14 protein-coding genes are annotated in these 13,557 nt (G+C 60.8%); 9 read left to right on the top strand and 5 right to left on the bottom strand.

Going from position 1 to position 13,557, the window contains the following annotated elements:
- Positions 1–291 precede the first annotated feature (291 nt).
- From BG457_RS09085 to BG457_RS09070, 4 genes are all read left to right on the top strand, one after another.
- Positions 292–489 carry a hypothetical protein gene (locus tag BG457_RS09085; protein ID WP_071796791.1) on the top strand — a complete coding sequence of 66 codons (198 nt, stop codon included), beginning with the start codon at positions 292–294 and terminating at the stop codon, positions 487–489.
- 335 nt (positions 490–824) lie between these two features.
- On the top strand, positions 825–2,198 hold the full coding sequence (locus BG457_RS09080; RefSeq protein WP_071796789.1) for a cytochrome c: 1,374 nt from the start codon (positions 825–827) through the stop codon (positions 2,196–2,198).
- Between the two features lie 4 nt (positions 2,199–2,202).
- Positions 2,203–3,804, top strand: coding sequence for a flavin monoamine oxidase family protein (locus tag BG457_RS09075; protein WP_071796787.1), 1,602 nt, complete (start codon positions 2,203–2,205; stop codon positions 3,802–3,804).
- 1 nt (position 3,805) lies between these two features.
- On the top strand, positions 3,806–4,270 hold the full coding sequence (locus tag BG457_RS09070; protein ID WP_071796785.1) for a c-type cytochrome: 465 nt from the start codon (positions 3,806–3,808) through the stop codon (positions 4,268–4,270).
- A 4-nt stretch (positions 4,271–4,274) separates the two neighbouring features.
- Here the strand turns inward: BG457_RS09070 and BG457_RS09065 are convergent, their stop codons facing one another.
- From BG457_RS09065 to BG457_RS09055, 3 genes are all read right to left on the bottom strand, one after another.
- Entirely contained in the window at positions 4,275–4,640 is a 366-nt protein-coding gene (locus BG457_RS09065) for a hypothetical protein (protein ID WP_071796783.1), read from the bottom strand.
- Positions 4,640–5,053, bottom strand: coding sequence for a DUF883 family protein (locus BG457_RS09060; protein WP_071796781.1), 414 nt, complete (start codon positions 5,051–5,053; stop codon positions 4,640–4,642). The genes BG457_RS09065 and BG457_RS09060 overlap by 1 nt, the downstream gene beginning before the upstream one ends.
- 82 nt (positions 5,054–5,135) lie before the next feature.
- Positions 5,136–5,333, bottom strand: coding sequence for a CsbD family protein (locus BG457_RS09055; RefSeq protein WP_071796778.1), 198 nt, complete (start codon positions 5,331–5,333; stop codon positions 5,136–5,138).
- Between the two features lie 247 nt (positions 5,334–5,580).
- Between BG457_RS09055 and BG457_RS09050 the strand changes: the two genes are divergently transcribed.
- From BG457_RS09050 to BG457_RS09030, 5 genes are read left to right on the top strand one after another with little or no spacing between them, the layout of a single operon-like run.
- Positions 5,581–5,814, top strand: a complete 234-nt coding sequence (locus BG457_RS09050) for a hypothetical protein (protein WP_071796776.1) — start codon at positions 5,581–5,583, stop codon at positions 5,812–5,814.
- A complete protein-coding gene (fdh, locus tag BG457_RS09045) occupies positions 5,811–9,002 on the top strand; it encodes a formate dehydrogenase (protein ID WP_071796774.1) in 3,192 nt (1,063 codons plus the stop codon). The genes BG457_RS09050 and fdh overlap by 4 nt, the downstream gene beginning before the upstream one ends.
- Positions 8,999–9,838, top strand: coding sequence for a 4Fe-4S dicluster domain-containing protein (locus BG457_RS09040; protein ID WP_071796772.1), 840 nt, complete (start codon positions 8,999–9,001; stop codon positions 9,836–9,838). Before fdh ends, BG457_RS09040 begins: the two co-directional genes overlap by 4 nt.
- A complete protein-coding gene (nrfD, locus tag BG457_RS09035; protein ID WP_071796771.1) occupies positions 9,835–10,815 on the top strand; it encodes an NrfD/PsrC family molybdoenzyme membrane anchor subunit in 981 nt (326 codons plus the stop codon). The genes BG457_RS09040 and nrfD overlap by 4 nt, the downstream gene beginning before the upstream one ends.
- Positions 10,805–11,122 carry a hypothetical protein gene (locus BG457_RS09030; RefSeq protein ID WP_139257625.1) on the top strand — a complete coding sequence of 106 codons (318 nt, stop codon included), beginning with the start codon at positions 10,805–10,807 and terminating at the stop codon, positions 11,120–11,122. Before nrfD ends, BG457_RS09030 begins: the two co-directional genes overlap by 11 nt.
- 120 nt (positions 11,123–11,242) lie before the next feature.
- On the opposite strand, the gene BG457_RS09025 is transcribed toward BG457_RS09030, so the two are convergent.
- Positions 11,243–12,043, bottom strand: coding sequence for a formate/nitrite transporter family protein (locus tag BG457_RS09025; protein ID WP_175546772.1), 801 nt, complete (start codon positions 12,041–12,043; stop codon positions 11,243–11,245).
- Positions 12,044–12,253: 210 nt separating this feature from the next.
- Positions 12,254–13,441, bottom strand: coding sequence for a PQQ-dependent sugar dehydrogenase (locus tag BG457_RS09020; protein WP_084657560.1), 1,188 nt, complete (start codon positions 13,439–13,441; stop codon positions 12,254–12,256).
- Positions 13,442–13,557: the final 116 nt, after the last annotated feature.

Here is a 13,557-nt window from a genome sequence, read left to right as displayed (position 1 = left end):
GGCGATCCGTGATATGCCCATCCGTCACGCCGCTTCCTTCATGGCGCCATCGCTATGCGCCAGGGCAGTCTGATAGCGCAGTAATCTGACCTTGGCGGCGGGCGATGTTCGCTTCGGGCGCCGCCAGAATGAAGCTCTCGCGGATAAATGGCTTGGCGTGTACGATTCCCAGAGACAACCCTATGCGCGTGGGCTGGAATTCGGCGCCACACGACCGAAACCGGCGCTCGCCGGGAACAATATATACGTTCCGGACGTTCTGGTCCCACATAATCCGTGGGGAGCATGAGAATGGACGAGTCCAAAGACCGCAGCCAATCCGAAGACAGAAAAAATCGACAGCGCAGCGATCAGCCTCTGAAGCGGGTGAACGATGACGCGGAGGACGAGAAAGAGCCCGCCCGTGATCGCCAGAAGCCGCAGGAAAAACAATGCGAGAGCGGCGACGAGCCGCCCTATCCCACCGGCCGCAAGCCCATTCCCGGTTGATACAGGCAATGGCGGAGGGGCAGAAGACGCCCGCAAGAAGTAGCGGAACCCTGCAGATCGCTGTTCAACAATGGATTCCGCGCAGCAATCTGGCTCGCCCCTAGGTGGCATTTTCTCAGGCGCGCGGAACATAGAGTGCGCTGTGACGTTGGTTGAACTGTTGGTGAGCGGAGCGCTTTTGGCTTCGCGCAGCGGTGAGCCAGCCCCGATTTGAGGCGCAATCTAGGTTTCGGTGTCCTGTTTTGGAGAGAGACTTGTCGAATAGCCCGTGCAGCATAACCGAAGGGAGAAGCCTGCGGGCTTGCGTACACACAGGTGCGGCCCTTGCGACATTCATGCTGGCGGGCCCCGGTTTCGCCGAGACGGCGCGGGATGCTGCTTCTTATATCGAGCATGGGGAATATGTCGCGCGTGCATCGGGCTGCATGTCATGCCACCGAGAAGATCTGTCAGGTGGCTATCAGGTCGAAACGCCGATGGGCACCATTGTCGCGACCAATATCAGCCCATCACTGGAATATGGCATCGGCAACTATAGCCGGGACGATCTGGCCGATGTTCTGCGCCGTGGCGTTGCCCCCGACCGCAGGCTTTATCCCGCCATGCCCTATGCCTCGTACCGGGGCATGACGGACGCGGATATCGACGCCCTGTATCTGTGGCTGCAGGATCAGGAACCGGTGCATTCGCGCCCCGAAGAGGAGACGGACCTGCCCTTCCCCTTCAACATCCGCAGCGGGGTACTGGCATGGAACTGGCTGTACCTCAACGAGCGCGACCTGCCCCAGCATGATGACCCCGTGCTGCGCCGCGGTGCGTATCTGGTCAATCATCTGGGCCATTGCGGCGAATGCCACACGCCGCGCAACGATCTCTTCGCCATGCAGGACGACCTCTATCTGGCGGGCGAAGTGCTGGATGGCTGGCTGGCGCCAAACCTGACACCGGACCCGGTCACCGGCCTCGGGGAATGGTCAGAGCGGGACATTGCCGATTATCTGAGCAAGGGTCATGCGGACAATGTCGTGCAAGCCGCCGGGCCCATGGCAGATTTCGTTCGACATGCCAGCAGCCATCTGGAGGAAGACGACCTGGCGGCGATTGCGGCCTATCTCAAGGCTATCCCGCCCATTCAGACCGGCCTTCATGACATGTCGGCAATCCCTCCGGAGGGAGAGCGCGTTCGACCGGAGCACGCCTATCACCAGATCCGCGCCGAGATGGCCGAAGCAATGACGGTCGAAGCGCCGACAGCCCCTGAACGCCTGTTTCTTGAGCATTGCGCCGCCTGCCACGGTGTTACCGGGCAGGGCCAGCCACAGGCCTATTATCCGCCGCTCCAGCAGAATGCCGCTTTGCGTCGGGAAGAGACCACCAATCTTCTGCAGGTGCTGCTTTATGGCGTGCCCGCTGGCAAGCTGCCCCGCGCGCCCGCGATGCCCGGTTTTGCGGATGAATTGAACGATGAAGAGATTGCGATGCTCGCCAATTTCACCCGCACGACTTACGGCGGGCGGCAGGACAGCGACCTGACCGCCGAAAACGTCACCCGCATCCGCGAGCATGAAGAAGAAATGCCAGCGCCCCTGCGCATGTTGCAACTGGCTGCATGGGCCGGGCTGATCGGTGTGAGCGCGCTGATTGTGGCGGGAGGCTTGATCTACTGGTGGCGCGCCCGGCAGCGCGGAATGAAACGTCAGGAGAGTTGAAACCATGGCCATGACTCCCTTCCACCCGAGCCGACGGCAATTGCTCGCGATGATCGGGCAGGTTGCCGGGGCAGCCGCAATGTATCAGGCCATGACCAGCCTCGGCTTTGCCGCCGAGTCCGGCTATAGCGGCGAACCGGATCTGCAAGGCCCGCGCGGGCGCCGCCGCGTGCTGATCCTCGGCGCCGGGGTTGCGGGCATGTTGGCCGCTTATGAGCTGCGCCGCGCGGGTTATGCGGTGAAGATCCTTGAGTATCAGGACCGGATCGGCGGGCGCTGTCTGACCCTGCGCGGCGGTGATCGGTACACAGAAATGGGCGGGCATGAAATAACCTGCGACTTTGAAGGCGACGGGTATCTCAACCCTGGCCCGTGGCGACTGCCGGTGCATCACCGCGCAGTGTTCGACTATTGTCGCAGACTGGGGGTGCCGATGCAGCCTTTCATCAACAAGAACAACAAGGCCTATTTGCATTCCGCCACAGCCTTTGGCGGCCAGCCCCAGCGCGTCGGCCATGTCGAGAAGGATATGCGCGGCCATGTCTCTGAATTGCTGGCCAAATCGCTGAATCAGGGCGATCTGGATGAAACCGTCAGCGTTGAGGACCGCGAGAAACTGCTGGAGGGGCTGAAAGAATGGGGGGTTCTGGACAGCAATTACCGCTACCGTGTCAGCGACGAACTGGGCGATGTGCGTGGGTGGGAGATCCGCCCCGGTGGCGGGCTCATGCCGGACAAGAAGCCCTCACAGCCCATCGATCTTTCACCACTGCTGCATTCGGGGCTTTGGGACCAGTTGTTCAACTTCCACGACTATCTGTTTGAGCCGCCAATGTTCGAGCCCGTCGGGGGCATGGACAGGATTTCGGATGCCTTCGCGCGCGAGGTGGCCGACGTGATCCAACTGAATGCCCGCGTGATCAGGATTGCGCAGAATGAAAACAGCGTGACCGTCAGCTACGAAGATGGCGGGCGCGGCGGAACAGTCCATCAGGAAACCGCAGACTGGTGCATCTGCACGATACCATTGTCAGTCCTCGTACAGCTTGAGGTGGATTGCTCGGACGCAATGCGCAAGGCAATCGCCGCTGTTCCTTACGCTTCTGCCTTCAAGGTCGGACTGGAATTCAGGCGCCGCTTCTGGGAACAGGATGACTGGATCATGGGCGGGATCAGCTATACTGACCTGCCCTTGGTGCAGATCGCCTATCCGAATTACGGGTTTCTGTCTGATGGCCCGGCGGTTTTGCAAGCGGCCTATGACACATCTACGGCAGGGCGTACTTTCACCTATTCATGGTCCACCATGACGCCTCAGGAGCGCATTGATGCGGCCTTGGCACTTGGCCGCCGGATCCACCCGCAATATGATACGGAGTTCATGTCGGGCACCTCTTGGGTCTGGCACCGCGTGGACTGGTCCTTGGGTTGTTATGGCGAATGGACGGACGATCTGCGCGATGCACATTACAAGACATTGTGCGAAATCGACCACAGGCTGGTTCTGGCGGGCGAGCATTGCTCGCATATTCCGGCATGGCTCGAAGGATCCTTCCTCTCGGCACTTGATGCAATCAGACGTCTGGATGAAAGGGAGAATGCCTGAGATGCTGACCCGAAGCTTATCCTACGCAGTTGTTGCGCTGATTGTCATGACAGGCGGAGTCTCGGCCCAACAATCCGCCGATCCACAGGTTACGCAGGGCGAAGAGACTGACAGTGAGAACCTGTTGGAACGCTTTTCCGAAGAGTCCGAGAGATTCACGCAATCAGAGGGAGAAGCGCTTTACCGGACCACCTGCCAGGCCTGCCATATGGAAGACGGTGAGGGCAGTGCGGGCGCAGGCGCGCATCCGCCCCTGGCCAATAATCCCAAGATGAACTCGAAACACTTCGTCGCTGGTGTCATCCTGATCGGCTATCATGGGATGCCGGGTTTCAGTGGCATGATGTCGGACGAGCAGGTCGCCGCGGTGACCAATTATGTGCGCACCCGTTTCGGCAATGACTACCCCGACCCGATCGCCCCTGAACAGGTCGAAGCCCTGCGCCCGCCCGACGATTCTGACTGAGCGGCTACTTGCGCCCTCTGCGTACCTCTCGATAGACGCTGACCCCGAACAACAAAGCTTCGAGCAACGCCGGATGGGCGAGGGTTCTGAGCAATCTGCCATCAGCCTGCGCGCGCTCCTCAAGTGAAGGCGCTTCAGGCTTTGGCCGCGCTCCGCGCAATGCCAATACGACAAGCCCCGCGCCGAAGAACAGAGCCGCACATACCAGGGTCGCGATCACAGGCGAAAACTCTGCCGCGAGAACGAGCCAGATCGCAGCGACCAGAAACGCGGCACCTATCTTTAGCATGACGAGACCTGCGACGCCCAACAGCAAGCGCCGCTTGTGCCAGTCCAGCCGTGCTTTGGCTTGCTGAACAGGAAAAAGCATCAGCGCCGTGACAGTGCAGTGGCCAGCAGGAACCCGGCGCCGGCGGCCAGCGCCAGCGCGACAGTAGGGCGTTCCTGAGCAAAGACCTCGGCGTCGTCCAGCATGCTCTCGACACGATCTGCAGCATGCTCCATCTGGTCGTTCGCGTGGTCCACTGCTTTTCGACCGGTCTTGCGCAGGCGCTCGACAGTGTCGCGTGCCGAATGCTCTCCGACCCTGAGAATGGCTGCTGAAAGCTCGGCGATATCGTGTTTCAGAACGTCGATCTGTGCTTTCATATCCTCGTAAGAGGCCTTGGCCGCTCGGGCTGCCTCATTCGCGGTATGATCTGCGTCCTGTCTTAGCTCTTCGGCGCGCTCTTTCACGTCTTGCGCCGCGCTGTCTTTCTTTGCGTTCGCTGCTTGATCTGCCATGTCAACTCCTTCGGCGCATCTGGTTGCGCTGTTCACTATCAACAAGGATGGCGCGGCCACAGGTCCGCGCGAATAGCTATTGTCAGACGCTGGTGGCCCAGTCGTCATACTGTTTTTCGGCCTCTTCCTTGGCGATGCCGTATCTTTCCTGAATCTTACCGACGAGCTTGTCGCGCTTGCCTTCGGCCTGATCCAGATCATCGTCTGTCAGAGCCCCCCACCGTTCTTTCGCAGAGCCTTTGAGCTGCTTCCATTTGCCGGCAATTTTGTCATTGGCCATAATACGCCCCTTTTCAGAGTTTTCAGGATACGCTGCTAACCACAGAAGCGGGCCTCATGTTCCCCACGACCGTGGAAAAAAGCGTCGGCCCCAGCGTCGGGGCGCTCTGACCCTGCGAACCCAGCGCCAAAGCGCCGCATAGGCCCTGCCTGCTGTGCCCGGTCTGCTGTGAAATTCGGGAACATTTTTGCTGAACAGGGTGTTTAGACGGCACTCAGAAAGAAATTTCACGACAGCGGGGTGCGCCATGGAACAGGTTCTAGGTATCGTGACAATTGTACAGGAGGGGCGTTTTCGTCTGACAAAACCGGATGGGGGCGCGCTCCATTTCTCGCTTGCACACCCGGCGCAGACCGCCGCGCAGGATCTCGCGGCCCTCTGTACCCGGCTGGCGCATGTGCGCGTCGCCTATGAGAAGGTCGACGGGCGCAGCGCTCTTGTGGCGCATGAAATCAGCGAACTTGGCGTGTATAAGCCATGACACGCGCCAAGCAGTCGCCGCAGCGCAGGTTGGCACATTTTCTGCGCAACTGGTCACTGCCGCGGCAGGTGCGCGGTGCCGATCACCGCAGCAGCGCGGCCAGAAGCGAGATGTCGGAGGCTTTGCGCCCCCGGTTTGAGCAGGCTGAAATGGTCGGGACCAGCGTCTGTCCCTTTTGTGCCGTTGGCTGTTCCACACGGCTTTATGTGCGCAACGGACAACTGATCAATGTCGAAGGCAATCCCGACAGTCCGGTCAATCAGGGGACACTCTGCCCCAAGGGCGCGGCGCTTCTGAGCGTTCACACCGCCCCTTCCCGGCTGAAGAAAGTCAAGTATCGCGCACCTTTTTCGACCGAATGGGAGGAGAAGCCACTTGACTGGGCGATGGACAGAATTGCCGCCCTGACAAAGAAAACCCGCGACGAAACCTTTGTCCGGACGCTGCCTGACGGGACGATCGTCAACCACACGCTCGGAGTGGCATCGCTTGGCGGCGCGACGCTCGACAATGAAGAAAATTACCTCATCAAGAAGATCTTCGGCGGGGGGCTGGGGATGGTCTGGATCGAAAATCAGGCGCGGGTCTGCCATTCCAACTCTGTCCCCGGCCTTGGCGCCGCCTACGGGCGGGGCGCCGCAACCATGGCGCAATGGGATCTGGCCAATTCGGACTGTATCTTGGTGATGGGCTCGAACATGGCCGAGGCGCACCCGATCGCCTTCAGGTTCGTCATGCAGGCAAAAGAGCGCGGTGCAAAGCTGATCCATGTCGATCCGCGTTTTACGCGCACCTCTGCACTGGCCGATATTCATGCCCCGATCCGCACGGGGACCGACATCGCCTTTCTGGGCGGGATCATACGCTACCTGCTGGAAAACGATCTGTGGTTTCGCGACTATGCTCTGGCCTACACCAACCTCGCGACGATCATCGAGAAGGATTTCCGCAGCCCTTCCGAGGATCCTTCAAACCTGTTTTCCGGTTGGAATGACAGAAAAAAATCCTATGATCAGGAGAGCTGGCAATATGTCGGCTTTACCATCCCGTCGGCGCTGGCAGAGCATTACATCGACACGGCCGAGTCCTTCTCCGAGTTGACCAGCCGATTGCACGATCACCCGCCGCGCGAAGATCCGACGCTTCAGCATCCGATGTGCGTCTACCAAATCCTGCGCCGCCATTACGCGCCCTATACCCCCGAAATGGTAGAGCAGGTTACGGGCTGCCCGAAGGAGGTTTTTGTCAGCATTGCGCAGGCGCTGGCCGAGAATTCTGGCCGCGAGAAGACCGGCGCGATCTGTTACGCAGTGGGTTGGAATCATCACACGACCGGCGTGCAGATGATCCGGGCCGGGGGCCTTGTACAGTCGCTTCTGGGCAATATCGGGCGGCCCGGAGGGGGCATACTTGCGCTGCGGGGGCATTGCTCGATCCAGGGTTCGACCGACATCCCGACACTTTACAACATGCTGCCAAGTTACCTGCCGCAGCCCAATGCCTTCAAGCCGCAGGCGCGGCACTACGACCAGTTTCTGGATGACGAGACCATTCCCACCGGCTGGTGGCACAACTTCCCGAAATACATGACCAGCCTGTTGCGTGCGTGGTATGGGGATGCCGTCGGGCCTCAGAATGAATGGGGCTACCAATGGCTACCCAAGCTTGTCGGCGACCATTCGCAGCTGGCCATGACACTTGCGATGAATGACGGGCTGATCAAGGGGCTGTTTCTGCTGGGTCAGAATGTGGTGGTCGGCGGGTCCAACAGCCGGATGGTTCAGCGCGGTCTCGCGCAGTTGGACTGGCTGGTTGTGCGCGATACCGAAACGGTCGAGAGTGCCAGCTTCTGGCAAAAGGGCCATCTTGTCCGCGATGGAGAGATGCGGCCCGAGGAGATCGGCACCGAGATATTCCTGATGCCCGCCGAGCTTGCCGGCGAGAAGGAAGGCAGCTTCACGAACACCCACCGCCTTGTGCAATGGCACGACAAGGTGATCGATGGACCGGGCGACAGCCGGTCAGAGCTGTGGTTCATGTATCACCTGGGCCAACGTCTGAAGGCGCTCTATGCGGACAGCAGTGACGAACAGGACGAACCGATCCGCAACCTGACGCTCGACTACCCGATCCGAAACGCGCGTGGCGATATCGAAGCCGAATCCGTCCTGCGCGAGATCAGTGGCTACACATGGCCCCAGCGCGAACAGCTTTCCAGCTTTCAGGCGCTCAAGGATGACGGCTCGACAGCTTGCGGGTCGTGGATCTATTGTGGCGCCTTTCCCGAGAATGACCGAAATCAGACACGCCGACGCAATGCAGATGGCCCTGACGGCCCTGGCACACATCTCGATTGGGCTTTTGCCTGGCCCGCCAATCGGCGCACACTTTACAACCGTGCGTCTGCAGACCCGGAGGGGCGGCCATGGTCCGAAGCCAAGCGGCTGATCTGGTGGGACGGCGAGGAAGAAAGCTGGGACGGCAATGACGCCATCGATTTTCCACCCGACAAGGCACCCAATTACCGCCCGGACTGGAGCAAGAAGCCTGAGGGCATGGAAGCGATCCGTGGCGACGAGCCATTCATCATGATGCCGGATGGGCGCGCGCATATCTACTCGCCCTCGGGCCTGAAGGACGGGCCGCTGCCGACGCATTATGAGCCGGTAGAAAGCCCCGGTGGCAACCTGCTTTATCCTGAGCAGCGCGAAAACCCGGTGGCCAAGAAATTCGAGCGCGAGATCAACCCGTTGCACGCGCCCGGTGATCCCGCCTATCCACATGTTCTGACGACCTACCGGCTGACCGAGCACCATTGCGCGGGCACGCCCACGCGCGCGACCCCATCGACCGCTGAATTGCAGCCCGAAGGGTTTGCCGAAATCCCGCCGCAACTGGCGCGTGAGATCGGCGTCTCGAACCTTGACTGGATAACGATTGCAACTGCGCGCGGTGCCGTCGAGACCCGCGCGCTTGTTACGGAGCGACTGCACCCCCTGCGGCTGGACGGGCGGCAGGTCTATCAGATCGGAATGCCCTGGCATTTCGGCTGGGAAGGGGAGGCCACTGGCGACATTGCCAATATGCTGACCGCTGCCATCGGCGACCCCAACACCTCCATGCATGAAAACAAGTCCCTGACCTGTGCCATCCGCGCGGGCAGATTGACGGAAAGGAGGCCCGAATGAGCTTCGATCTTCCGCGAACGCGCGAATCCGTACAAGGCGACGCCATCGAACCCGGTCGCGCCTATGGGTTTTTCACTGACACGACACTGTGTATCGGCTGCAAGGCCTGCGAAGTTGCCTGCAAGGAATGGAACCAGTTGCCTGCCGAGCAAGAGGCTATGTCGGGCATGAGCTATGACAACACGCGCGAGTTGTCTGCCACCACCTGGCGGCACGTCGCCTTTGTAGAGCAAATGGACGGCGCAGCGGGCAATGCTGACCCTCGCTGGCTGATGATGTCCGATGTCTGCAAGCATTGCGACCCCGCCCCCTGCCTGGAGGCTTGCCCGACCGGTGCCATCTTCCGCACTGAGTTTGACAGCGTCGTGGTTCAGCAGGATGTCTGCAACGGCTGCGGCTATTGCGTTCCCGCCTGCCCCTTTGGGGTCGTCGATGTCGACGAGGTGGATGGCAAGGCACATAAATGCACGCTCTGCTACGACCGGCTGAAGGGGGGCCGAGAGCCCGCCTGCGCACAGGTTTGCCCGACTGACTCGATCCAGTTCGGGCCACTGGACGAGTTGATTGATCGGGCGCATGAGCGGACGCGCGCCTTGCATGACCGCGGCGAAACCGATGCCTATCTTTACGGTGTTCCCGACAGCCCCGGCGCGACCGGTGGGATCGAGAAGCTCAACGCCTTCTTTCTGCTGTGTGATCGTCCCGAGATCTATAATCTGCCTGCCGCTCCGACATTACCATCACGCCGGATTGCACCGGCTTTCGGGGCAAGCCTTGCGGCCTTCGCAGGGCTCGCAATCGCCGCCGCAGCTCTGCTGGGAGGGGGGCGGAGATGACCCGACAAGACCGACATACCCTGCGCGACTGGCGGGGCGAGACATATTACGGCCAGCAGGCGCTGAAATATCCGCATTGGGACTGGAAAGTCAGCGGCTATATTGCTGTGGCGGGCACGGCGGGCGCGGCGCAAGCGCTCGCGACGCTGGGTTCTTTGCGCGACCCGGAAGGTTTGCGCGCCGCGCGCCGTGGCGCCAGGCTGATGGCACTGGCAGGCTCGACAGCCGGGGCCGCGATGCTGATCGCTGATCTGAAGACCCCGCAGCGCTTTCACAATATGCTGCGCATCTTGCGGCCGACTTCGCCCATGTCCTTCGGCACGTATATCTTTGGTGCCTTTGGGGGCGCGAGCCTTTTTTCAGCATTTGCCGAAGGACCAGCAGTGGGACGAAGGCACCTGTTGCGCTGGCTTGGCAAGGCCGCGCAACTTGTGTCCGGCTTCAGTGGCGCGGGTGTCGCGACCTATACCGCAGCCTTGGTATCGGCGACATCAAACCCCTATTGGGCCGCCGCACCCCGATCCCTTGGTGGACAATTTGCGGGGGTCGCAGTGGCCATGGGGGCCGCAGCATTGGCGCTTTGGGAACGGCTGGGGGGCAGGGACGCCACGGCACGACGGTTTGAAAAGGTCGCGGCCATAGCCACCCTTGCCCATGTCGGGGCCAGCACCGCAGTCAACAAACGGCTGAAAGAGTGCGGCGTGAGCCAACCGATCGAGCACAGCAAGCCGCAGCGGCGACTGAAAGCATCTTCGCTGATCATCGCGGGCGCGGCCCCCCTCGTAGGTTATGCGCTCAGTGCCGCCTTGGGCGGGCGCGCGGGCCGGAACGCCGCGATGGCGGGTTCTTGCGCGGCGCTTGCGGGCGGCATGTTGATGCGCCACGGCCTGCTCGAAGCAGGCAAGGCGGCACGCGAACAGCCTGAAAGCGGCTTTGCCTTGGCCCAGCCGATGAAGGGAGATGATGATGGACACTGAACTGCGCCGCCATGCCGCAGAGGCCATCTCGCGGCTCCGTGAGGCCATGAACAAGGGCGGCGATCTGCCGCATGCCGAGATGAGCCATGCCATCAGCCATGTCATCGCTTTGCGCAACCGCATGCTGGAAGCCTATCGCGACGGGGCGTTGGCGCGCGATCTGCTTGACCGTGCCAATGCATTGACAAGCCTCGCCTATGGCACCGAGTTCCCGCTCGCTGGCGTCCATGCCGATCGGATCGAACAGACCTGCCAGGCATTGAACGAGCTTCTTGAGGCCGCGAGTGCGCCCGCGACGCCGCGCTGAAAAAGCTGGTGCCGGGGTTGAGCAGGTGTAGGTTTTGTCTCCTATTTCTCTCGGAAGGTGCGCAGCCTGGCACTACCTGCCTCTCGTCATCCGCATAGACGCGCGCGCGGCAGAGAAACACTAGTCCTTTGCAAAAATATGCCCATAGGCCAGCGCGATGAGCGCTCCGCCGATCAGATTGCCGAGTGTCGCGCCCAACAGATTGGCTGCAATCCCCAAGAGCGTGATTTCCGTGGTCGATACCCCGGCTACGATCTGAACCAGATAGGCGTAGGGGAGCAGATACATATTGGCTACGGAATGCTCCAGCCCGGCCGCGACGAACGCGGCGATCGGCAGGACGAGGCCCATAAATTTCTGCGTGACTGTCTGCCCGCCCAAGGCCATCCACACCGCCAGACAAACCAGCATATTGGCCAGAATCCCGCTGGCAATCACAGTCCCAAAGGATTTTTCGACTTTCGTAATCCCAAGATCGAGCGCCGCCTGTCCCACAGCGCCTTCGCCGGCCACATGCACACCAGCACCGAGCACCACGACCGCCAATAGCACGGAGCCCGCGAAATTCGCTGCATACACAATCAGCAGGGCACGCGCGGCGGTGCCCGCCGCCAGTCCCTGGGCATAGATTGGCCCCGCCATCAGTGTATTTCCAGTGAACAGCTCGGCCCCGGCGATCAGCACCAACGCCAGACCAAGCGAAAAGACCAGCCCCGCGAGAATCTGTGCCACACCGAAAGGAAGCGCATCTGCCCCGGCAAGCGCGATGAGGGCGAACATTCCGCCGAAGCCCACATAGACCCCAGCCAGAAGGCCCATCACGATCATTGCGCCCGAGGCCAGTTTTGCCTTCTCGTGAACCTCCGAGAAGACCTTCTCTGTCAGCTCAGGTGGCTCTGGAAGCTTTGTGCCTTCAGACATGGCGTGCCTCCTCATATTGGCCGGTCGGACTGGCAGCGACGCGATTCACCATGTCATCCGCCAGAAGCCACTCTTGGTTCCGCCCTGCTTCGCATCGACTACGGGCCGACCCTACTGTTGCCCCGCGAGGGAATGCCGCTCCTTCGCGAGAGCAGAAACCCGCCAGTACTCCCGGCGGGAAGCAACCGGGACGCAACCCGCTCCGCATTGTCACCCCTCTGGCGCGAGCCGAAGGATCTCGCCATCCTCATGCTCGGTCAGCACCCAGATCGCACCGTCAGGGCCAACCTGCACGTCACGAATGCGGCGACCGATCTCAATGAACTCCTCATCCGCGACAGCCCCTTCTTCCAGCCGGACACGCACTATCCCTTCTGTGACAAGGCCACCGATCAACATGTCACCTGCCCAAGCGTCCAGTTCCGTGCCCTCTGGCACGAAGGTCAAGCCGGACGGGGCGACTGTCTCGTCGAAAATATGGACGGCGGGAGTCATCCCTTCCATCGCCGTACCAACTCCAAGTGGCGCACCGGAATAATCGCTGCCGCCGGTCGTAAGCGGCCAGCCATAGTTGTTGCCTGCCACGATCAGGTTGATTTCATCGCCCCCGAGCGGTCCGTGATCAGAAGTCCACAACTCTCCGGTGGTCATATGCACCGCCATTGCCTGAATGTTCCGGTTGCCGATGGAATAGAGGTAGGGATCGGGCTCACCAGGGTTTTCATCCTGCTCATCCGTTGCGAATTCGGGATTGTCTTGATGCGGCTCGCCGTCATCCGACATGCGCAGGACGGAACCGGCCTGATCCGTGGCATCCTGTGCGCGCGAGATATTGCGGCGTTCCCCGATGGACAAGAACAATGCGTTGTCGGAAGGATCGAATGCCATACGACCGCCAAAATGCAGCGCACTCGCATCCTGATCTTCCTCCTTCATAACAAAGATATCCTCGACATCCTCGATCTGGATGTCATCCCCATCGCCGGTAACCGTGCCACGTACCACCACCAGCGCTGCACCACGGTCAGTTTCCCGCGAGTAGCTGACATAGACCCAACCATTGTCTTCGAACTCCGGGTGCAGGACGATGTCAAATAGTCCTGCCTGAGTGCGCCCGGTTTCTCCCTCGGGACGGAACAGATCCTCGGCCTCCCAGACCACGTCAGAAAGGCCACCCTCAACGGTTCCTCTGCGGATGGTTCCGGGGTTGCGCTCGGTCACAAGATAGCGGTCATCCGAAATGAACGCGAAGCCCCATGGATGTTCCAACCCTTCGGCAATCGTCTGCACTTCGAGCGTGTAGTGATCCGTCTCGACTGGTCCATACTCGGCGAAGGCAGGGAAGCTCATGGCGATAGCAAGTGGGGAAACCAATGTTGCGCGCGTGATGGGTGTCATGGGATACCTCCTGGGAAAGAACCTGTGGTTCCCGCCCCAACCGTTCCATGCCGCAATTGTTCCGGGAGCCTTTCCCTTAAATGGCTTCTGCCGTGTGCGACGCGGCGGGAAGGGAG

Origin of the sequence: Natronohydrobacter thiooxidans (assembly GCF_001884735.1) — a bacterium.
Taxonomy (GTDB): domain Bacteria; phylum Pseudomonadota; class Alphaproteobacteria; order Rhodobacterales; family Rhodobacteraceae; genus Roseinatronobacter; species Roseinatronobacter thiooxidans_A.
The sequence above is the reverse complement of the archived record's forward strand: the minus strand, read 5'-3'. Positions and strand labels throughout refer to the sequence as shown.